Genomic DNA, 20281 nt, shown 5'->3' with positions numbered 1-20281 from the left:
CATGACGCCTGCGGCGGATGGGGCGGGGTTCGAACGGAGTGATGGACGCGTCGGTCCAGCACCACGTCAGGACCACCGCACCCACACTCCCTGAGGAAGGTCGGGCTGGTCAGCACCGCGTTCGGCGGTGCCTTCCACGGGGGCGCGTTCCCCGCCCCTACTCGTCTACTCGTCCGACTTCGCCGACGCCGCCGACTTCTTCGCGGTCGTCTTCTTGGCCGTCGTCGACTTGGCCGCCGTCTTCTTCGCCGTCGTCGTCTTCTTGGCCGTCGTCTTCTTCGCGACGGCCTTCTTCGCCGTCGTCGCCTTCTTCGCCGGGGCCTTCTTCGCCGTCTTCTTGGCCGGGGCCTTGGCGCGCTTCTCCGCGAGCAGCTCGTAACCCCGCTCCGGCGTGATCTCCTCGACGCTGTCGTCCGTCCGCAGTGTCGCGTTCGTCTCGCCGTCCGTGACATACGGACCGAAACGGCCGTCCTTCACCACGACCGGGCGCTCGCTCACCGGGTCCGTGCCCAGTTCCTTCAGCGGCGGCTTGGCCGCGGCCCGGCCACGCTGCTTGGGCTGGGCGTAGATCGCCAGCGCCTCGTCCAGCGTGATGTTGAAGAGCTGGTCCTCGGTCTCCAGCGACCGCGAGTCCGTGCCCTTCTTCAGATACGGGCCGTACCGGCCGTTCTGCGCGGTGATCTCCACGCCTTCGGCGTCCGCGCCGACCACACGCGGCAGTGACATCAGCTTGAGTGCGTCCGCGAGGGTGACCGTGTCCAGGGACATGGACTTGAAGAGGGAGGCGGTACGCGGCTTGACCGCGTTCTTGCCGGTCTTCGGGGTGCCGTCCGGGAGGATCTCGGTGACGTACGGTCCGTAGCGGCCGTCCTTCGCCACGATCTGGTTGCCGCTCTCCGGATCCGCGCCGAGCTCGAAGTCGCCGCTCGGCTTGGCCAGCAGCTCCTCCGCGTACTCGACGGTCAGCTCGTCGGGCGCCAGGTCCTCCGGCACATCGGCGCGCTGGTGGCCCTCTTCGTCCTTCTCACCGCGCTCGACGTACGGCCCGTACCGGCCGACGCGCAGCATGATGCCGTCCCCGACGGGGAACGAGGAGATCTCGCGCGCGTCGATCGCGCCGAGGTCCGTGACCAGTTCCTTGAGGCCCCCGAGGTGGTCGCCGTCGCCGTTCCCCGCGCCCGACGCGGCGCCCGCGTTGTCGTCGCCCTCGCCGAAGTAGAAACGCCTCAGCCACGGCACGGCCTTGGCCTCGCCCCGCGCGATGCGGTCGAGGTCGTCCTCCATCCTGGCCGTGAAGTCGTAGTCGACCAGTCGGCCGAAGTGCGTCTCCAGCAGATTGACCACGGCGAAGGAGAGGAAGGACGGCACGAGCGCCGTGCCCTTCTTGAAGACATAGCCGCGGTCGAGGATGGTGCCGATGATCGAGGCGTACGTCGACGGACGGCCGATCTCGCGCTCTTCCAGCTCCTTGACCAGCGAGGCTTCGGTGTAGCGAGCGGGCGGCTTGGTGGCGTGGCCGTCGACCGAGAGCTCCTCGGCGGAGAGCGCGTCGCCCTCGGCGACCTGCGGCAGCCGGCGCTCGCGGTCGTCCAGCTCCGCGTTCGGGTCGTCCGCGCCTTCGACGTACGCCTTCATGAAGCCGTGGAAGGTGATCGTCTTGCCGGAGGCGGAGAATTCCGCGTCCCGCCCGTCGGCGGAGCGGCCGCCGATCTTGACGGTGACGCTGTTGCCGACCGCGTCCTTCATCTGGGAGGCGACGGTCCGCTTCCAGATCAGCTCGTAGAGCCTGAACTGGTCGCCGGTCAGACCGGTCTCCGCCGGAGTGCGGAAACGATCGCCCGAGGGACGGATCGCCTCGTGCGCCTCCTGCGCGTTCTTGACCTTGCCGGCGTACGTGCGCGGCTTGTCCGGCAGATAGCTCGCGCCGTACAACTGCGTGACCTGCGCCCGGGCCGCCGAGACCGCGGTGTCCGAGAGGGTGGTCGAGTCCGTACGCATGTAGGTGATGAAGCCGTTCTCGTACAGCTTCTGCGCGACCTGCATCGTGGACTTCGCCCCGAAGCCCAGCTTGCGCGCGGCCTCCTGCTGGAGGGTCGTCGTACGGAAGGGGGCGTACGGGGAGCGGCGGTACGGCTTGGACTCGACCGAGCGTACGGAGAAGGAAGCGTTCTCCAGAGCGGCGGCGAGGGCCCGTGCGGCGGCTTCGTCCAGGTGCAGCACCTGGTCGGACTTGAGCCGGCCGTCGGAGCCGAAGTCGCGGCCCTGGGCGACACGGCGGCCGTCGACCGAGTTCAGCCGGGCGACCAGCGAGGACGGGTCGGAGGCGTCACCGGCGCGGCCGGTGGAGAACGTGCCGGTCAGGTCCCAGTACTCGGCGGAGCGGAAGGCGATGCGCTCGCGCTCCCGCTCGACGACGAGACGGGTGGCGACGGACTGGACGCGGCCGGCGGAGAGGCCACGCATGACCTTCTTCCACAGGACCGGCGAGACCTCGTAGCCGTACAGGCGGTCGAGGATACGGCGGGTTTCCTGGGCGTCGACCATGCGCGTGTTGAGCTCGCGCGGGTTGGCGACGGCGGCCCGGATCGCGTCCTTGGTGATCTCGTGGAAGACCATCCGGTGGACCGGGACCTTGGGCTTGAGGACTTCCTGCAGATGCCACGCGATGGCTTCGCCCTCGCGGTCCTCATCGGTGGCGAGGTAGAGCTCGTCGGATTCGGCCAGCAGCTCCTTGAGCTTTCTGACCTGGGCCTTCTTATCGGCGTTGACGACATAGATCGGCTGGAAGTCGTGTTCGACATCCACACCCAGGCGACGGACCTCGCCGGTGTACTTCTCGGGCACCTCGGCGGCGCCGTTCGGGAGGTCGCGGATGTGCCCGACGCTCGCCTCGACGACGTAACCAGGGCCGAGATAGCCCTTGATCGTCTTCGCCTTGGCGGGCGACTCGACGATGACGAGTCGGCGGCCGCCGTGTGCGGTCTCGCTGGTCGGGGACAACTTCGCTCTTCTCTCCGGTCGACGCTCGGTGGGCCCGTACGGCAGTACGGCACGGCACGGCGGGGCGCGGTACGGCCCAGCGGTGACGCTGCTTCGCTGCGGAGTGTGACGGTACAACCCGCCCCCGTGTCAAACGGCAAAAGCCCGCAACGGCCACTCGAACGGTAACCCGACTCCAGGCATTCCTGCCGCCCGGACCCCTGTGCCCGCCGCGTCGGACCGGGCCCGCGGTGATTCCGCCAGGGGCGCGGAGATGGCCGGGCGGCGGGGCCCCTCGACGCGTCCGCCGCAGGTCCCGGCGGGTGTGGGGCGCCGTGCGGAGGCCCGGTCGATCATGGCCCGGGGTTCCGGTCCGGCCTCGGGAAGCGCGAATCAGATACGACCGAAGCACCAGATGCCGAGAGCGAGAAAGACCACGCCCGAGAGTGTCGCGAGCGTGATGGACGCCGCGGGCCGCACTCCGTGGGCCACCGGGGCGCGGTGCAGGACACGCGCTCCCGTCCACAGCAGCAGCCCGGCACCGAACAGCGCGAACGCCGTGCCCGCGAAGATCGCTGGTCCGCTCTCCATGCCCGTACCTCGTCCATTCCGTGGCACCCGTTCCGGGGCGCCGAGAATTCAGGAGGCCGAGGCTGGCACCTCGGGGCGTCACCAGCGCGAATTCCGGGTTAACGCCGCGCACGGGTTCACCCGCGCACCTTCGCCCGCGCACCGAACCGGAGCAACGTCCCGCCGGCCGCTCCGATGCCCGCGGTCACCGCGCGGCGGGCACCGGTTCCAGGAAGCCCTCCTCCACCAGCAGCCGGATCGCCTGCGGCGTGCGGTCGCGGAGCAGCACCGGGTCCTCCCCCATCAGTTGGCCGATCGCGTCCAGGATCCGCCCGGCGCTCAGCGTCCCGTCGCAGACCCCCGCGAACCCCGCGCCGACCGTGTCGACCTTCGTGGCCCGCCGCATGCCGCGGTTCTGACGGAGCACCACATGCTCCGGGTCCTCCGCGCCCGGCAGTCCGACCTGCTCCTGGACGACCTCCGGAGCCAGGACGAAATGGTCGGCGAGGAGCGCCGCGTCGTCGTGCGTGCGCAGATAGTCCTGCCGGTCGAAGTGGGCCCGTACGGTCTCGCCGAGCGGCTGTTCCACCGGATGCGGCCACTCCTCCACGACGATCGACGGCTGTCCGGCGGCCGACTTCCTGAGCGTGATCCAGCCAAAGCCGACCGCCTTGGTCTTACGGGCCTCGAACTCGTCCAGCCATGCTTCGTACCGCGCGGCGTACGTCTCCGGGTCGGTCCGGTGGTCACCGCTGTCCCGCAGCCACAGCTCGGCGTACTGCGTCACGTCCTGGACCTCACGCTGCACGATCCAGGCGTCGCACCCCTGCGGCACCCACGAGCGCAGCCGCTCCTGCCACTCCTCCCCCTCCACGTGCTGCCAGTTGGCGAGGAAATGCGCGAACCCGCCCTCGTTGAGCCGCTGCCCCGCCTGCTGGACGAGCGTGCGGCACAGATCGTCGCCGCCCATCCCGCCGTCCCGGTAGGTGAGCCGGGCAGTGGGCGAGATGACGAACGGCGGGTTGGAGACGATCAGGTCGTACGTCTCGTCCCCCACCGGCTCGAAGAGCGAGCCCTCGTGCAGCTCGGCCGCGGGCACATCGGAGAGGGCCAGGGTCAGCCGGGTGAAGTCGAGCGCCCGCGGATTCAGATCGGTGGCGGTGACCCGCGTGGCGTTCTCGGCGGCGTGCAGCGCCTGGATGCCGGAACCGGTGCCGAGATCGAGCGCCGTCCCGACGGGCGTACGTACGGTGATCCCGGCCAGGGTCATCGAGGCCCCGCCGATGCCGAGCACCACCCCCTCGTCATGGCCGCTCGCGCCTCCGGCACCGCCGACGGCGCAGCCCAGGTCGGAGACGATGAACCAGTCCTGCCCCTCGGGGCCCCCGAACGGCCGTACATCCACCGTCGCGCGGACCTCCTCGCCGTCCCGCTCGACCCAGCCGTCGGCCAGCGCCTCGTCCAGCGGCAGGGCTGTTCCCGCCCGCTCGTGCGGGACCGGCCGCTGGAGCAGGAAGAGCCGTACGAGCGTTTCGAGCGGGGTGTCGCCGCGGGTGGCGCGCAGGGCGGGCACGGTCTCGCTGCGGGCCAGCGCGGCGTAGGCGGGTGCGCCGAGCAGGTCGAGCAGGCCGTCGGCGGTGAAGTCCGCGGCGAGCAGGGCCGCACGGAGTCGGGGCGAGTGGTCGGGCGCGGGAAGGCTGGTCGTACTCACCTGCCCATTGTGGGGGCTCCCACTGACAACGGCCTGCGGCCCGGTACCCGTTTCGGGGTATCGGGCCGCAGTACCGCGTTCGAGAGCGTCCGAGAGCGGATGCCGTGGATCGCCACGCCGGGCGACGGCAACGGTTACGGCACAGAGCCGTCGGGTGCTGCCGGACCCGTCACGATCAGCTGCCGGCCGACGGGGTAGCGGCCGCGCCGCCCGCCGACTGCGGCGGCTTCTGGCAGCCGGTCTGCTTCGCCATCGCCTTGCCGACGTCCCCTGACTGGAGCTTCTGGAGTGCCTGGTCACCGCTCTTGCTGAGCTTGTCCAGCTCGTCCGCGACGCCCTTGAGTCCGTCGGCGAACTTCGCCTGGTCCTTGGTGTCGAGCGCGTCCACCTTCGACTTGAGGTCCGCGTACGACGCCGCCGTGGAGTTGAGCTCCTTGACCGCCTCCTGCTGGGTCTTCTCGCCCTCAGTGACGGGCGGCGCCCCCGCGCTGTCCACGGCGGAACCCAGCGCCTTGTAGGCGCCGGAAATGGACTGGAAGGCCGCGGAGTCGGTCTCCTGGACCGCAGCGGGCTTGCTGCTGTCCGAGGTCGCCTGCTGGATGGAGGTATTGGCGCCCGCGATCTTCGTCAGCTCGGGCTGGACCTGGTCACAGACCTTCTTGGCCCAGTCGTTCACTCGGCTGTTGCTGTCATCGCCGCTGCAGCCAGACAGCGCCATGAGCAGTACGGCACCGCCGGACAGCGCGGCCACAAGCTTCTTGTTCACCGGATTGGTCCCTTCCAAGGCTCTCGGCCCCGGAACATACACGCCAAGTGGGCGACAACCGTGCGCGGGACGTCCGGTTCATGGGCTATTGAAGCCATTTGCACCAAGGGAGAGACACCTCACGCTCGCCTCGCGACGCCTTGAGCCCGCCGCGCGACCCCTGGAGCACCGGCGAGCGGGCGGCGCGTCGATCCACGCCGCCCACCCCCGCTGTCACGGATTCCGGCCTGCCGTCAGGAAGCCACCACCGGGTCGGGCGACTCCTTGGTCCCGCCGCCGGAATCGTCTCCTCCGTCGTCGCCTCCGCCGTCCACGGTGACCGAGCGCCGTTTGGAGACGTACACCGCGCCGATGATGACGACCAGGGCGAGCACCGCCACCAGCGCGCGGAGGCCGGCGCTGGCGTCCCTCCCGTAGCTGAACTGCACGACCGCCGGGGCGATGAGCAGCGCGACCAGGTTCATCACCTTCAGCAGCGGGTTGATGGCGGGGCCCGCCGTGTCCTTGAACGGGTCGCCGACGGTGTCGCCGATGATCGTGGCGGCATGGGCCTCGCTGCCCTTGCCGCCGTGGTGACCGTCCTCGACCAGCTTCTTGGCGTTGTCCCAGGCGCCTCCGGAGTTGGCGAGGAAGACCGCCATCAGAGTCCCGGTGGCGATGGCTCCGGCGAGGAACGAACCGAGCGCTCCGACACCGAGCGCGAAGCCCACCGCGATCGGCGTGAGAACGGCGAGCAGACCCGGGGTGGCCAGCTCACGCAGCGCGTCCTTGGTACAGATGTCGACGACACGGCCGTACTCCGGCTTCTCGGTGTAGTCCATGATCCCGGGGTGCTCGCGGAACTGCCGCCGCACCTCGTAGACCACAGCGCCTGCCGACCGCGAGACCGCGTTGATCGCCAGCCCCGAGAAGAGGAAGACGACCGCGGAGCCGAGGATCAGCCCCACCAGATTGTTGGGCTGGGAGATGTCCAGACTGAGCGTCAGCCCGTTGGCCCTGGTTCCCACGTCCGCGACGGCCGTGGCGATGGCGTCGCGGTACGAGCCGAAGAGCGCCGCCGCGGCGAGTACGGCCGTAGCGATGGCGATGCCCTTGGTGATGGCTTTCGTCGTGTTGCCGACGGCGTCGAGGTCGGTGAGCACCTGGGCGCCCGCGCCCTGGACGTCGCCGGACATCTCGGCGATGCCCTGGGCGTTGTCGGAGACCGGGCCGAAGGTGTCCATGGCAACGATGACGCCGACAGTGGTCAGCAGGCCGGTACCCGCCAGGGCCACCGCGAAGAGGGCGAGCATGATCGACGTACCGCCGAGCAGGAACGCCCCGTACACCGCGAGGCCGATCAGCAGCGCGGTGTAGACCGCGGACTCCAGACCGATGGCGACGCCCGCGAGGACGACGGTGGCGGGGCCGGTCAGGGCGGACTTGCCGATGTCCCTGACCGGGCGCCGGGTGGTCTCGGTGAAGTAGCCGGTGAGCTGCTGGATCAGGGCCGCGAGCACGATCCCGATGGCGACCGCGAGCAGCGCGAGCACCCTCGGGTCACCGCCGTGCGTGAGGATCGACTCCTCGGTGACCCCGTCCAGCTCGGCGTACGAGGACGGCAGGTAGACGAAGGCCGCCACGGCCACCAGGGCGAGCGAGATCACCGCGGAGATGAAGAATCCGCGGTTGATGGCGCTCATCCCGCTGCGGTCGGCGCGTCGCGGGGCGACCGCGAAGATGCCGATCATCGCGGTGACCACACCGATCGCGGGAACGATCAGCGGGAACGCGAGTCCGAAGTCCCCGAACGCCGCCTTGCCGAGGATCAGCGCGGCGACGAGCGTCACGGCGTACGACTCGAAGAGGTCGGCCGCCATGCCCGCGCAGTCGCCGACGTTGTCGCCCACGTTGTCGGCGATGGTCGCGGCGTTGCGCGGGTCGTCCTCGGGGATGCCCTTCTCCACCTTGCCGACCAGGTCGGCGCCGACGTCGGCGGCCTTGGTGAAGATGCCGCCGCCGACACGCATGAACATGGCGATCAGCGCGGCGCCGAGCCCGAAGCCCTCCAGGACCTTGGGGGCGTCGGCGGCGTAGACGAGGACCACACAGGAGGCACCGAGCAGGCCGAGGCCCACCGTGAACATGCCGACCACGCCACCCGTACGGAATGCGATCTTCATGGCCTTGTGCGCGGCGAGCATTGAGCCGGCCCGGCCGTCGGGGGCCGTCAGATCCTTTTCCTGGCCGCCTTCCGCCGACGTCGCCTCGCGCGCGGCCGCGGCCACTCGCACATTGCTGCGTACGGCCAGACGCATGCCGATGTAACCGGTGGCCGCCGAGAAAAGCGCACCCACCAGGAAAAACAGCGAACGTCCGGCGCGCTGCGACCAGTTGTCGGCCGGAAGCAGCATCAGCAGGAAGAACACCACGACGGCAAAGACGCCGAGGGTGCGCAACTGCCTGGCCAGATAGGCATTCGCCCCTTCCTGTACGGCTGCCGCGATCTCCTTCATGGAATCGGTGCCCTCGTCGGCCGCCAGTACCTGACGCACCAGCAGCTGGGCGACGAGCAGCGCCGCCAGCGCGACGACCGCGATGACGATCACGATCAGCCGGTTGCCGTCCGTGAGTATCGCGGCCGCGAGAGAAGTGGGGTGCTCGGACAGTTGTGGATGGAAGTATCCCGCCATTCGTCCTCCTTGACGCTCAGCGCTCAAGATGGACGGATTGTAGGGAGCGAAACCTGATCAAAACAGAGCACGCCACATGTAATTGACCTTGACTTATTGGTCAGCAAATGATCGCACCCTGAAAATCATTCCGGAAATGACCTCGGAATGAGTAATGGGATAAACACATTGATAGGTGATCGACGATCTACGGAAATAAGAAAGGCCCTGCTCAGCAGGGCCTTTCTTAAAAATTGATCACCCGTTTACGGGCCACCGGCCGAGGGGGGCCGATCGACGCGGGTCAGGGCAGCGCGACGGCCTGCGCCGTCGGCCAGCTCATGCGGATAACGCCACCGTCGTCGCCCGAGGTGACTTGGACATCGTCGACGAGCCCGCTGATGACCGCGAGACCCATTTCGTCCTCACCCTCGGGGTCGCTGTCGTAGAGATCGCCCGTGGGCGCTCCCTCGCGCTCCGGGGTGCCGGCACCACTGCCCGCACCCGGCACTCCGTCGCCGACCTCGATGGAGAAGTTCTTCTCCTCCTCGGTCAGCACGACTCTCACCGGGGCGGTGATGCCATGACTGCGGTGCAGCCCGACGGCTCGGCTGCATGCTTCACCGACCGCGAGTCTGACCTCGTCCAACACAGCTTCATCGACGCCGGCCCGGCGTGCCACGGCGGCCGCCACCAGACGGGCCGTCCTGACATGTTCGGGCTGGGCGCTGAAGCGGAGTTCAACGGTGGCCATGCGATCCCCCTCGAACGAACGTACGAGCGTGCATACTCACGGACCCGAGCACCCGGGCATGACGCCCGGTGCCCCTGCCCTTTCCTCCGGAAGGCTGCGGGCCGACCTCAGTCGGTGGCCGCCACGGCCTCGTCGACCGTGGTGTGGATCGGGAACACCTTGGTCAGACCGGTGATCCGGAAGATCTTGAGAATGCGCTCCTGGTTGCAGACGAGACGCAGCGAACCCTCATGGGCGCGCACACGCTTCAGGCCGCCCACAAGCACGCCGAGGCCGGTCGAGTCCAGGAAGTCCACGCCTTCCATGTCGACAACCAGGTGGTAGCTGCCGTCATTCACCAACTCGACCAACTGCTCGCGCAGCTTGGGCGCGGTATAAACATCAATCTCGCCACCGACCTCGACGACCGTACGGTCGCCACCAGGGCCGGACACATTGCGAGTCGACAGGGACAGGTCCACGGATCCTCCAGCACCTTGCTATCGAGCGGTCGCCCCTCGGGTCTCCCCGACGGAGCCAGGGGACGTATCGCCAGCCGCGATGGCATTCAATCACTTACCGACGGCCGTGCACGACGCCTTGGGACCATTGTCCGTCACGCCAGTGACAGACTCGATGCCGATGGCCCGGAATCACCGCCCCAGTGGACCCCCCGACATCGGGGGCGACCGCCCCTCTCCCGGCACGGTCCTCGACCGGCTCGCCGCAGGGGCGGGCCGTGCTGCGCGCATCACCCATACGGAGCACCTGCCCCCGCGTGCGGGCCGTCATGCGGTCTGGCCCGATCGCATTCGCGGAGAAGTGATCAATGCCATTCAGCAGGCCGGGATCGACCATCCGTGGGCCCACCAGGCAGCCGCCGCCGAGCACGCCCTGGACGGCGAGTCGGTCGTCATCGCCACCGGCACCGCCTCCGGCAAGTCCCTCGCCTACCTCGCTCCCGTACTGTCCACGCTCCTCGACGGCTCCGAGGCACCCAACGGCCGGGGCACGACCGCGCTCTACCTCGCCCCGACGAAGGCCCTCGCCGCCGACCAGCGCCGCGCCGTCAAGGCGCTCGCCGCCCCGCTCGGCACCCGGGTACGCCCCGCGGTCTACGACGGCGACACCCCCGTCGAAGAGCGTGAATGGGTCCGCCAGTACGCCAACTACGTGCTGACCAACCCGGACATGCTGCACCGGGGCATACTCCCGTCCCACCCCCGCTGGGCCTCCTTCCTGCGCTCCCTGCGCTATGTCGTCATCGACGAGTGCCACACCTACCGCGGCGTCTTCGGCTCGCATGTGGCCCAGGTACTGCGCCGGCTCCGCCGCGTATGCGCCCGCTACGGTGCGAATCCGGTCTTCCTGCTCGCCTCCGCCACCGCCGCGGAACCCGCGCTGGCCGCCGGCCGGCTCACCGGTCTGCCCGTCCACGAGGTCGCCGACGACGCCTCCCCGCGCGGCGAACTGGTCTTCGCCCTCTGGGAGCCCCCGCTCACCGACCTCCATGCCGAGAAGGGCGCGCCCGTGCGCCGTACCGCCACCGCCGAGACCGCCGATCTCCTCACCGACCTGACCCTCCAGGGTGTCCGCACGGTCGCCTTCGTACGCTCCCGTCGCGGCGCCGAACTCGTCTCCGTCATCGCCCAGGAACGCCTGGCCGAGGTGGACCGCTCCCTGGCCCGCCGGGTCGCCGCCTACCGCGGCGGCTACCTCCCCGAGGAACGCCGCGCCCTGGAGAACGCCCTGCACTCCGGCGAGCTTCTCGGCCTCGCCGCCACCACCGCCCTGGAACTCGGCATCGATGTCTCCGGCCTGGACGCCGTCGTGATCGCCGGCTACCCGGGCACCCGCGCCTCCCTGTGGCAGCAGGCGGGCCGGGCCGGCCGCTCCGGGCAGGGAGCCCTGGCCGTCCTGGTCGCCAGGGACGACCCGCTGGACACCTTCCTGGTCCACCACCCCGAGGCGCTGTTCCAGCAGCCCGTCGAGTCCACCGTGCTCGACCCGGACAACCCGTACGTCCTCGCCCCCCATCTGTGCGCGGCCGCCGCCGAACTCCCGCTCACCGAAGCCGATCTGACGCTCTTCGGCCCGGCCGCTCCCGACCTGCTCCCGCAGCTGGAGACCGCGGGGCTGCTGCGGCGCCGCGCCTCCGGCTGGTACTGGACCCGCCGCGAACGGGCCGCCGACCTCACCGACATCCGGGGCGAGGGCGGCCGTCCCGTCCAGATCGTCGAGGCGGCGACCGGCCGGCTGCTGGGCACCGTCGACGAACCGGCCGCCCACACCGCCGTCCACGACGGAGCCGTCCATCTGCACCAGGGCCGCACCTATCTGGTGAAGCGGCTGGATCTCGCGGACTCGGTCGCTCTCGTCGAGGAGGCCAATCCGCCGTACTCCACCACCGCCCGCGACACCACCGCCATCTCCGTCCTCGAAACCGACACCGAAATCCCCTGGGGCGACGGACGCCTCTGCTACGGCTCCGTCGAAGTCACCAACCAGGTCGTCTCCTTCCTGCGTCGCAGACTCATCACCGGCGAGGTGCTCGGCGAGAGCAAACTCGATCTGCCACCGCGGACACTCCGCACCCGGGCCGTGTGGTGGACGGTCACCGAGGACCAGCTGGACGCCGCCCGCGTCAACCCTGAGCAGCTGGCGGGCGCGCTGCACGCCGCCGAGCACGCCTCCATCGGGATGCTCCCGCTCTTCGCCACCTGCGACCGCTGGGACATCGGCGGCGTGTCCGTGCCGCTCCACCCGGACACCCTGCTGCCGACCGTCTTCGTGTACGACGGCCATCCCGGCGGCGCGGGATTCGCCGAGCGGGCCTTCCACACGGCCCGCGAGTGGCTCACGGCCACCCGCGAGGCCATCGCCTCCTGCGAGTGCGACGCCGGCTGCCCGTCCTGCATCCAGTCCCCCAAGTGCGGCAACGGGAACGATCCCCTGCACAAGCGAGGCGCCGTACGGCTCCTGGCCGAGCTGCTCAGATGCGCGCCGGACCCGGCGCAAACGCCGGTCGCACCCCCGGTGGGCTAGGCCCTGTCCGGTCGATCTTCGCGGGCCCGCGACGCCCGGCACGGCACCTCGCCGCGTTGTCGGAGTCGTCCAAGTACGTCCAGTACGAGGACGATCCTCCGCCTTGCGATCCACCGCACCGGACGCCGCGGGCTGATCCACGAAGATCGACCGGACAGGACCTAGGCATCGTCACTTCATGGCGCGGCCTCCACTTCACGGCATGGCCTCCGTCGGCGCCGGGCCGGGCGGCGGGAGCGGCGGCCCCGCCCGTGCCCTGACCGTGGGGGCGTACGGTCCGAAGCGGGCCCGCGCCGTCACATCCGCCATCTCCCCGCTCAGCGCGCACCGCACCACCTCCGCCCCCTGCGCCGCCGCCACCTCGGCCGCTCCGCGGCAGGCCTCCGCCGGGCCCCGGAGCGCATGGTCCGCCGCGGCGAGGGCCGCCAGGTCCGCGGCCGCGCCCGCCCGGTGACGGGCGACGACCGCCTGGCCCATGGCGAGCACCACCGCGAACACCACACATATCGTCGTCGCCGCCATGGCCACCCATACCGTCGCCGAGCCCCGGTCCCTGGTCATGGCGCCGCCTGGGCCGGGCCCGGCCCTCCGGCGGCGTCCGCCACCGGGGCATCCTCCGCCGAGGCGGCCGCCTCGGCGGTGAGCGTCAGGGCCAGCCCGCCCGGCCCCGGTGTAGGGGCCTCCACCCGCACACGCCACAGATCGTCCGTACGCCCCAGCGTGACCCTGGCCCCCTTCGGAGCGGCCGAGCGGGCGGCGTCCAGCGCCGCGGCCCGTGGCTCGGACCTGGCGGCCGCCCGCGCCCCCGCACGCGCCGCGTCCACGCACTGGATCTGGGCGGAGGCCGCTGTCAGAGCCCAGACCAGGGCCAGGGCGAATACCACCAGCGCCGGCACCGCCACAGCCGCCTCCGCCGTCACGGACCCACGATCGCGCCCGTGGCCCCTGCTGCCTCGGTCTCCCCGCTCAGTGCAGCCGGGGGCCGCGCCGACGGCCTCAGAACTGCGCATTGAGTGCCTTCGCGATCAGCGATTCCAACGCGTCCGACACGGGACCGCTCGTAACCACCTTGTAGAGCACCGCCGCGAACGCGCAGGCCGCGATCGTCCCCACCGCGTACTCGGACGTCGTCATCCCCGAATCCGTACGCATCCGACGCAGCCATACCCGCCGGATTTTTCGCATTTGTCGCATCATTTTCCACATGCTTGTCTCCCCGTAGAAATCATTGGAAATCAAGAGCAATCGCTCGGCGAAAACGATCTGCCGACCGACGTCAGTTGCCGCTCAGCAGCCCGCTCGCCAGGCCGATGACCACCGGCGCCACCCCGACCGCCAGAAAGGCGGGCAGAAAGCACAGCCCGACCGGCGCGGTGATCAGCACCTGGGCCCGCTGCGCCTTGGCCACGGCGACTCGGGACCGCTCCGCCCTGAAGCCGTCGGCCAGCCGGGACACCGGCTCCGCCGCGGGCGCTCCCGTGGCCCCGGCCCGTTCCAGACAGCGGGCCAGTCCCGCCGCGCCCGGTATCGCCCCGAACCGCCCCCACGCCTCGGCCGGTTCGCCGCCGAGCCGGATCTCTGCCGCCGTCCGGGCCAGCCGGTCGCCGACGGGCCCGCCCAGCGACTCACCGACCGCCTCGGCCGCGTCACGCGGTCCTGCTCCGGCGGCGACGCAGGCGGCCAGCAGGTCGGCGGCGAGCGGAAGCTGACGCGCCGTCTCCTCGGTCCGGACACGGCCGTCCGGCTTCCTGGTACGCAGCCACCTCCGGACGCCGTACGCCACGGCGAACCCCACCGCCCAGCCGGCTACCCCGCCGACCAGGACATAGCCGGTGACGAGCGCGCCGAGCGGCGGGCCCCACCGCCGCGCCCACGCCGTGGCCTCCGGCCTCTGACGCCGTCGGCCGCGGTCGACCACCAGCAGGGCCGCGAGCCGCCCCCGCACTCGCCGTTCACGCCGCCCCGCCGCCACCGCGAAGGCCAGGCACCCGACGGCGGCGAGCACCGCCACCGTCACCCACAGCCCGTGAGCGAACTCCCCGGTCATGACGCCTCCCCCGCCCGTACGATCCGGGCGGCCCACCACAGGCCCGCGCCCTCCAGAAGTGCGCCCGCCGCAAGACATCCCAGGCCGGCCGGGGTGTGCAGCAGCACGCGCAACGGGTCGGCGCCGAGCGCCCAGCCCATCACCAGACCCACCACCGGAAGCAGCGCGAGCACCACGACCGTCGACCAGGCCCCCGCCAACTGGGCTCGCAGTCCTTCCCGCTGATCCCTCTCCGCCCGCAGCGCTGCCTCCAGGCGGTCCAGCCCGGCGGCAAGGCCCGCTCCACCGTCCACGGCGACCCGCCAGCAGGCCGCGAGCCCCGCCAGGCCGTCCGCCCCCGGCTCACGCGCCGCCCGCCGGAGCGCATCGGGTACATCGCCGCCGAACCGCGCAGCGGCCAGCACAGCGGCCTCCGCGCCTCCCAGGCCACCGGTGGGCCCTGCGGCGGCCAGCAGCGCCTGCAGCGGCTGCTGACCGGCTCGCAGCTCGCCCGCCGCCGCGCCGCACAGCGCGACGACTCCATCGGCCCGCCGCTCCTGTGCCCTCCTCCGCTCCCTGGACCGCAGTCGCCGTCCCACCAGCGGCACCGCCAGCGCACCCCCGATCAGCGGCAACACGGACTCGCCCAGCACGGCGAGCACCACCGCCACCGGCAGACAGAGCCACTCCCCGCGCAGCCCCCTCGCCCACCCGCGAGCCCGCGGCAGCCATCGCTCCCACGGCGGCGCCCCCGGTACCTCGCCGTCCGCCCGGCCGAGATCCGTGAGCAGCAGCCTGGCCCTTCGCAGCCCACGTTCATGACCGACTGTCAGCCAGGCCGCCGTCCCCGCGCACACCGCCGCCGCACACGCGACGAACGACATGAAGGCCGTCGTCACAGCGCACCCCCGATCAGCGACCGCAGCCGCGGCCAGCCCTGCTCGTACGCAAACGCCTCCACGCCCCAGCGCAGCGCGGGCACCGGCACCACCAGCCCCGCGGCGTCCCGCTCCAGCACATGCACCTCGGCGATCCGTCGCCGCCCGCTCCGGTCCCGTACGAGATGGATCACGACCGACAGGGCGGCGGCCAGCTGACTGTGCAGCGCCGCCCGGTCGAGACCCGCCGCCGTCCCGAGGGCCTCCAGGCGCGCGGGGACGTCCGCCGCCGTATTGGCGTGCACGGTCCCGCAGCCGCCTTCGTGCCCCGTGTTCAGAGCGGCGAGCAGTTCGGTGACCTCGGAACCGCGCACCTCTCCGACGACCAGCCGGTCCGGCCGCATCCGCAGCGCCTGCCGGACCAGGTCCCGCAGGGTCACCAGGCCCGCTCCCTCCTGGTTCGCCGGCCGTCCTTCCAGCCGCACCACATGCGGGTGGTCGGGCCTCAACTCCGCCGAATCCTCGGCCAGTACGATCCGTTCGCGCTTCCCGACCAGCCCGAGGAGGGTGGACAGGAGCGTTGTCTTCCCGGTGCCCGTACCTCCACTGATCAGGAACGACAGCCGGGCCTCGATCAGCGCTCGCAGCACCCGTTCCCCGCCCGGCGGTACTGTCCCGGCCGCGGTCAGCTCCGCCGGTGAGAACGCCTTCGTACGCACCACCCGCAGCGACAGACAGGTCGAGCCGACCGCCACCGGCGGCAGCACGGCGTGCATCCGCGTCCCGTCGGGCAGCCGGGCGTCCACCCAGGGTCTGGCGTCGTCCAGCCGCCGCCCGGCCACGGCGGCGAGTCGCTGCGCCAGCCTCCGTACGGACGCGGCGTCGGCGAACGACACAGTGGTGAGCTCAAGGCCGCCGCCTCGGTCCACCCACACCCGGTCGGGTGCGGAGACCAGCACATCCGTCACCGACGGGTCGGCGAGCAATGGCTCCAGCGGCCCCGTCCCCACCAGCTCACACCGCAACTCCTCGGCGGCGCCGAGCACTTCCGTGTCGCCGAGCAGCCGCCCCTGAGCCCGTAACGCCGCCGCCACGCGCGCCGGTGTCGGATCCGCCCCGCTCTCCGCGAGCCGCTGCCGTACGGCATCGAGCAGCCCGCCGGCAGCCGTCGCGGCGGTCATGACGTCACGCTCCCGTCGCCGGCCAACGCCCGCTCCCAGAAGGCCGTACAGAACGCGGCCAGCGGTCCGCGCGAACGGGATCCCGGCGGCGCCCCGCCGTCCTGAGCCTCCGAGAGGCCCGCCTCCAGGGGAAGTTCGCCGGCCAGCGGGAGCCCGAGCGCAGCGGCGATCCACTGCTCGTCCAGCCCGGCCGCATACGGACCGCGGACCACCGCCCGCAGATCCCGCAGCACCATGCCCACCATCGAGGCCACCCGTCCGGCCGCCGCGACGGCCCGCAGCTCGGCGGGGACCACCAACAGCCCCATATCCAGCTGTGCCAGGGCCTCCGCCACGGCCTCGTCGACCCGACGGGGAAGATCCACGACCACAACGCCACCGCGTCTGCGGGCGGCGGCGAGCACCGACCGCATCGCTTCCGGCTGGACCACCACCGAATCTCCACGATCCCAGCTGAGCACCCGCAGCTCATGCAGCCGGGGCAGCGACTCCTCCAGCGCACCGCCCGCGACCCGCCCCTTGGAAGCTGCGAAATCCGGCCACCGTCTGCCCTCCGCCTGCTCTCCCCCGAGCAGCACATCGAGCCCGCCACCGAGCGGATCGCCGTCAATGAGCATCGTGCGCCGACCGGCACGCGCCGCGGTGACGGCCAGGGCACAGGCCAGCGTCGAGGCCCCTGCGCCGCCCCGCCCGCCGATCACGCCGACGGTGAGCGCCGGCCGGCCCACGCCCTCGGCGGCATCCGCGATCCGGTCGACGAGCCAGCTCTCCGCGTCGGGCAGCCGCAGCACACAGTCGGCGCCGATCTCCACCGCCCGCCGCCACACGCCCGGGTCGTCCTGGTCCCGCCCGACGAGCATCACGCCCCGCCTTCGGGTGGCGCCACGGCAGCGAGCCGCCGCGTCGTCCCCGACGAGGACCATCGGCGCGTCCTCCCAGCTCCCCTTCCGCTCCGGCACCGAGTGGTGCACTTCCGGCTCGGCGCCCGCCGCGGCACACAGCCGCAGCAGATCGTCGAGCAGCTCCACATCCTCCGTGAGGATCAGCGGTCCCGCCCGGCGTCCTTCGGCGACCCGCGACCGATCGGATGTCATGGATCCAGCCACGATCTCCGCCCCCTATCCCTGCTTCGATCCGTGATCTGCGAGCGCTTCTCTGCGCGATCTCGCACTGATCCGGTATCTGCGATTCCGGCTTCCGCGAACTTCGCGGCTGGAATCACCGTGCAGTGGAACGGGAAATCGTGTGGATCTTGCTTGAAAACTGTGGACAACTCAGCGGTTGTGGATATCCGGCTCGCTCATACCAGTGACTTCCGGAGAGCGGCGCGTCCGCCACGCACGGTGACGGGTATCAATGGTGCGAGGCCCTCGCACACGGGGCCGTCAGGGGGGAGCACACCTTGATTCAAGACCGAAAACGCGTCCGGACATGCGACGACCCCCGCCGGGGGGGAGAGCGGGGGTCGTCCCCACGGCCGACTCGGGGGGGGAGGAGCCGGACCGGGTTAGCACGGTCGCGAACGATCCGTGACTTCCATGGTGTACCCGAGAGCCTTCTCAGGCAAACCCACGCGCCCGAGCTTACGCCGAATGGTGGGCGCATATGCTCGACCTCGTGGAAAACCACTCCTTGCCGCGTGCAGCAGCCTTCTTCGACCTGGACAAGACGGTCATTGCGAAGTCATCGACGTTGACCTTCAGCAAGTCCTTCTACCAAGGCGGCCTGATCAACCGCCGTGCCGTACTGCGCACCGCATACGTGCAGTTCGTCTTCCTCGCCGGAGGTGCCGATCACGACCAGATGGAGCGAATGCGGGAGTACCTCTCCGCACTCTGCAAGGGCTGGAACGTCCAACAGGTCAAAGAGATCGTCGCCGAGACACTGCACGACCTGATCGACCCGATCATCTACGACGAGGCCGCGTCCCTCATCGAGGATCACCACACCGCAGGACGCGATGTGGTGATCGTCTCCACCTCGGGCGCGGAGGTCGTCGAACCGATCGGCGAGCTGCTCGGCGCCGACCGGGTGGTGGCCACCCGGATGGCCGTCGGCGCCGACGGCTGCTTCACGGGCGAGGTCGAGTACTACGCGTACGGGCCGACCAAGGCCGAGGCGGTCAAGGCACTCGCCGAGTCCGAGGGATACGACCTGTCCCGCTGCTACGCCTACAGCGACTCCATCACCGATGTGCCGATGCTCCAGTCGGTCGGCCACCCCTACGCGGTCAACCCGGACCGTGGGCTGCGGCGCGAGGCGACGGCGCGCGGATGGCCGATTCTCGTCTTCAACCGGCCCGTCCGGCTCAAGCGGCGCCTGCCCGCCTTCTCCATGCCGCCCCGCCCGGCACTGGTCGCGGCAGCAGCGGTGGGCGCGGCGGCCGCGACGGCCGGACTGGTCTGGTACGCCAGCCGACGCCGGCAGACCACACCGGTCTGACCGGCACCCGCCGCTCCCCGGCCCCAACCGTCAACAAGTGACCGTTTCACCCCTATTTGAACCTGAAAGTAAAGAAGTGCAGCCAGGGGTTCCGCATCCCTGTGGACAGGAGTACAAAGGATTCAACGGCCCGCGAGACCAAGGACGTCCGAGAGGACTACCTGTTAACGCATCAGGCCCCACGGACCGAGCATGGACACGGAGCACCCACGCGACGTCGACCCGTCGAATACGGGCCAGCCGCACCAGGTGACGGGCAAAGCACCCGACCTGATGGGCAACATTACGAGGACGCTTGGTAACCCCGTGGACATGCCAGCGGCGGCACCCAACAAGGTGCCGCCGCAACCCTGTTCAGGCCGCGCCGCGCTGAAGCGCCTCGCAGACGGCCGTTGATTCCCTCACACCCAGCTCGACCGCGCGTCCGCAGTGGGTGATCCACGCCGCCATACCGTCCGGGGTTCCCGACAGATAGCCGTCGAACGCCGCCGCGTACGCCGCGCGCCCCAGCTCCGCATGGCCGACCTCCGCCGGGCAGACCGACTTGGGGTCGAGGCCGCTGCCGATCAGCACGACGCGTTCCGCCGCCCGTGCCACCAAGCCGTTGTACGAGCCGAAGGGGCGCAGCGCCAGCAGTTCACCGTGCACCACCGCCGCAGTCACCAGCGCCGGCGCCACACTCGCCGCGATCACCAGCCCCGACAGTCCGTCCAGCCGTCCCGCCACCTCGTCCGCACCCGGCAGCGGAGCCTCGATCAGCGGTCCGGCCACGTCGGCCCCCGGCACCTCGGTGACCGGTTCGCCCGCCAGCCGGGGCCGCCCCACCGTCTCGTCAGGGACACCCGCGCCACCCGCGGCCACCAGATGCAGCCTGGCCAGTACACGCACCGGCGACTGCCCCCAGATGGACAGGAGTTGACCGGCCTCGGCGGTCAGCCTCAACGCCGCGCCGACCGTTCGGGCCTCCGCCTCCGAACCGAAGTCGCTGCGCCGGCGCACCTCTTCGAGTGCCCAGTCGGCGCCGGACAGCGCCGCGGAGCCGCGCGCGGCGCGCAAGGCCGCTTCCGAAGTGACCTCGTTGCTGCGCCGCCTCATCACGCGGTGGCCGTAGACGCGGTCGACGGCCTTACGTACGGAATCCACCGCGTCGGGGACGCCCGGCAGGGAGGCCAGCGCGGCCAAGGGGTCCTCGGGCCGAGGCGCGAAGGAGCCGTCAGAGACAGTCGTACTCATAAGTAGGGAGGCTACGCGCCCACGGCGCGCGCCCCACCTTGGAGTGGTCTTCCTCACGCAATCCCA

At 70.9% G+C, this 20281-nt stretch carries 17 protein-coding genes; 2 read left to right on the top strand and 15 right to left on the bottom strand.

Annotated features, from left to right (window positions below; genetic code table 11):
• Nucleotides 1–165: 165 nt before the first annotated feature.
• From topA to ACFVWW_RS11725, 7 genes are all read right to left on the bottom strand, one after another.
• Nucleotides 166–3000: a type I DNA topoisomerase gene (gene topA / locus ACFVWW_RS11755; RefSeq protein WP_386877341.1), complete on the bottom strand. Its 2835-nt coding sequence runs from the start codon at nt 2998–3000 to the stop codon at nt 166–168.
• A gap of 372 nt (nt 3001–3372) precedes the next feature.
• Nucleotides 3373–3570, bottom strand: coding sequence for a hypothetical protein (locus ACFVWW_RS11750; protein WP_384179662.1), 198 nt, complete (start codon nt 3568–3570; stop codon nt 3373–3375).
• A 184-nt stretch (nt 3571–3754) separates the two neighbouring features.
• Nucleotides 3755–5260 (bottom strand): methyltransferase, encoded by a 1506-nt coding sequence (locus ACFVWW_RS11745; protein WP_384179660.1) that lies wholly within the window; start codon nt 5258–5260, stop codon nt 3755–3757.
• Nucleotides 5261–5435: 175 nt separating this feature from the next.
• Complete coding sequence (locus tag ACFVWW_RS11740; RefSeq protein WP_384179658.1) at nt 5436–6026, bottom strand: small secreted protein; 591 nt, start codon at nt 6024–6026, stop codon at nt 5436–5438.
• Between the two features lie 233 nt (nt 6027–6259).
• The gene (locus tag ACFVWW_RS11735; RefSeq protein WP_386877340.1) at nt 6260–8698 is read right to left on the bottom strand and encodes a sodium-translocating pyrophosphatase; all 2439 of its coding nucleotides are present in this window, start codon (nt 8696–8698) and stop codon (nt 6260–6262) included.
• Nucleotides 8699–8981: 283 nt separating this feature from the next.
• Nucleotides 8982–9431 (bottom strand): ATP-binding protein, encoded by a 450-nt coding sequence (locus ACFVWW_RS11730; RefSeq protein ID WP_386877339.1) that lies wholly within the window; start codon nt 9429–9431, stop codon nt 8982–8984.
• Nucleotides 9432–9538: 107 nt separating this feature from the next.
• On the bottom strand, nt 9539–9892 hold the full coding sequence (locus ACFVWW_RS11725; protein ID WP_003967428.1) for an STAS domain-containing protein: 354 nt from the start codon (nt 9890–9892) through the stop codon (nt 9539–9541).
• A 79-nt stretch (nt 9893–9971) separates the two neighbouring features.
• Here ACFVWW_RS11725 and ACFVWW_RS11720 point away from each other — a divergent pair, with 79 nt between their 5' ends.
• A complete protein-coding gene (locus ACFVWW_RS11720; protein ID WP_386877338.1) occupies nt 9972–12455 on the top strand; it encodes a DEAD/DEAH box helicase in 2484 nt (827 codons plus the stop codon).
• Between the two features lie 195 nt (nt 12456–12650).
• On the opposite strand, the gene ACFVWW_RS11715 is transcribed toward ACFVWW_RS11720, so the two are convergent.
• The 7 genes from ACFVWW_RS11715 to ssd form a co-directional block, all read right to left on the bottom strand.
• Nucleotides 12651–13016, bottom strand: coding sequence for an Rv3654c family TadE-like protein (locus tag ACFVWW_RS11715; RefSeq protein WP_386877337.1), 366 nt, complete (start codon nt 13014–13016; stop codon nt 12651–12653).
• A complete protein-coding gene (locus tag ACFVWW_RS11710) occupies nt 13013–13375 on the bottom strand; it encodes a TadE family type IV pilus minor pilin (protein WP_384179650.1) in 363 nt (120 codons plus the stop codon). Before ACFVWW_RS11710 ends, ACFVWW_RS11715 begins: the two co-directional genes overlap by 4 nt.
• A gap of 76 nt (nt 13376–13451) precedes the next feature.
• Complete coding sequence (locus ACFVWW_RS11705; protein ID WP_386877336.1) at nt 13452–13661, bottom strand: DUF4244 domain-containing protein; 210 nt, start codon at nt 13659–13661, stop codon at nt 13452–13454.
• Nucleotides 13662–13731: 70 nt separating this feature from the next.
• Complete coding sequence (locus tag ACFVWW_RS11700; protein WP_386877335.1) at nt 13732–14502, bottom strand: type II secretion system F family protein; 771 nt, start codon at nt 14500–14502, stop codon at nt 13732–13734.
• A complete protein-coding gene (locus ACFVWW_RS11695; RefSeq protein ID WP_386877334.1) occupies nt 14499–15365 on the bottom strand; it encodes a type II secretion system F family protein in 867 nt (288 codons plus the stop codon). Before ACFVWW_RS11695 ends, ACFVWW_RS11700 begins: the two co-directional genes overlap by 4 nt.
• Before the next feature lie 11 nt (nt 15366–15376).
• Nucleotides 15377–16540 carry a TadA family conjugal transfer-associated ATPase gene (locus tag ACFVWW_RS11690; RefSeq protein ID WP_384332501.1) on the bottom strand — a complete coding sequence of 388 codons (1164 nt, stop codon included), beginning with the start codon at nt 16538–16540 and terminating at the stop codon, nt 15377–15379.
• Nucleotides 16537–17634 (bottom strand): septum site-determining protein Ssd, encoded by a 1098-nt coding sequence (gene ssd / locus ACFVWW_RS11685; protein WP_384332504.1) that lies wholly within the window; start codon nt 17632–17634, stop codon nt 16537–16539. The genes ACFVWW_RS11690 and ssd overlap by 4 nt, the downstream gene beginning before the upstream one ends.
• 511 nt (nt 17635–18145) lie before the next feature.
• Here ssd and ACFVWW_RS11680 point away from each other — a divergent pair.
• On the top strand, nt 18146–18982 hold the full coding sequence (locus tag ACFVWW_RS11680) for an HAD family hydrolase (RefSeq protein ID WP_384179532.1): 837 nt from the start codon (nt 18146–18148) through the stop codon (nt 18980–18982).
• Nucleotides 18983–19336: 354 nt separating this feature from the next.
• Here the strand turns inward: ACFVWW_RS11680 and ACFVWW_RS11675 are convergent, their stop codons facing one another.
• Nucleotides 19337–20215, bottom strand: coding sequence for an oxidoreductase (locus tag ACFVWW_RS11675; RefSeq protein WP_384332507.1), 879 nt, complete (start codon nt 20213–20215; stop codon nt 19337–19339).
• Nucleotides 20216–20281: the final 66 nt, after the last annotated feature.

It is taken from the genome of Streptomyces sp. NPDC058198 (genome assembly GCF_042882605.1).
Lineage (GTDB): Bacteria > Actinomycetota > Actinomycetes > Streptomycetales > Streptomycetaceae > Streptomyces.
Note: the sequence above shows the minus strand (reverse complement) of the source record. Positions and strands in the feature narration are given on the sequence as shown.

Excerpts from the sequence above, each read along its gene's own strand:
- ACFVWW_RS11750 (WP_384179662.1), bottom strand. The coding sequence starts at position 3,570 with ATGGAGAGCGGACCAGCGATCTTCGCGGGCACGGCGTTCGCGCTGTTC.
- ACFVWW_RS11735 (WP_386877340.1), bottom strand. The coding sequence starts at position 8,698 with ATGGCGGGATACTTCCATCCACAACTGTCCGAGCACCCCACTTCTCTC.
- ACFVWW_RS11730 (WP_386877339.1), bottom strand. The coding sequence starts at position 9,431 with ATGGCCACCGTTGAACTCCGCTTCAGCGCCCAGCCCGAACATGTCAGG.
- ACFVWW_RS11720 (WP_386877338.1), top strand. The coding sequence starts at position 9,972 with ATGGCATTCAATCACTTACCGACGGCCGTGCACGACGCCTTGGGACCA.
- ACFVWW_RS11715 (WP_386877337.1), bottom strand. The coding sequence starts at position 13,016 with ATGACCAGGGACCGGGGCTCGGCGACGGTATGGGTGGCCATGGCGGCG.
- ACFVWW_RS11705 (WP_386877336.1), bottom strand. The coding sequence starts at position 13,661 with ATGTGGAAAATGATGCGACAAATGCGAAAAATCCGGCGGGTATGGCTG.
- ACFVWW_RS11700 (WP_386877335.1), bottom strand. The coding sequence starts at position 14,502 with ATGACCGGGGAGTTCGCTCACGGGCTGTGGGTGACGGTGGCGGTGCTC.
- ACFVWW_RS11695 (WP_386877334.1), bottom strand. The coding sequence starts at position 15,365 with ATGTCGTTCGTCGCGTGTGCGGCGGCGGTGTGCGCGGGGACGGCGGCC.
- ACFVWW_RS11690 (WP_384332501.1), bottom strand. The coding sequence starts at position 16,540 with ATGACCGCCGCGACGGCTGCCGGCGGGCTGCTCGATGCCGTACGGCAG.
- ssd (WP_384332504.1), bottom strand. The coding sequence starts at position 17,634 with ATGACATCCGATCGGTCGCGGGTCGCCGAAGGACGCCGGGCGGGACCG.
- ACFVWW_RS11680 (WP_384179532.1), top strand. The coding sequence starts at position 18,146 with ATGCTCGACCTCGTGGAAAACCACTCCTTGCCGCGTGCAGCAGCCTTC.
- ACFVWW_RS11675 (WP_384332507.1), bottom strand. The coding sequence starts at position 20,215 with ATGAGTACGACTGTCTCTGACGGCTCCTTCGCGCCTCGGCCCGAGGAC.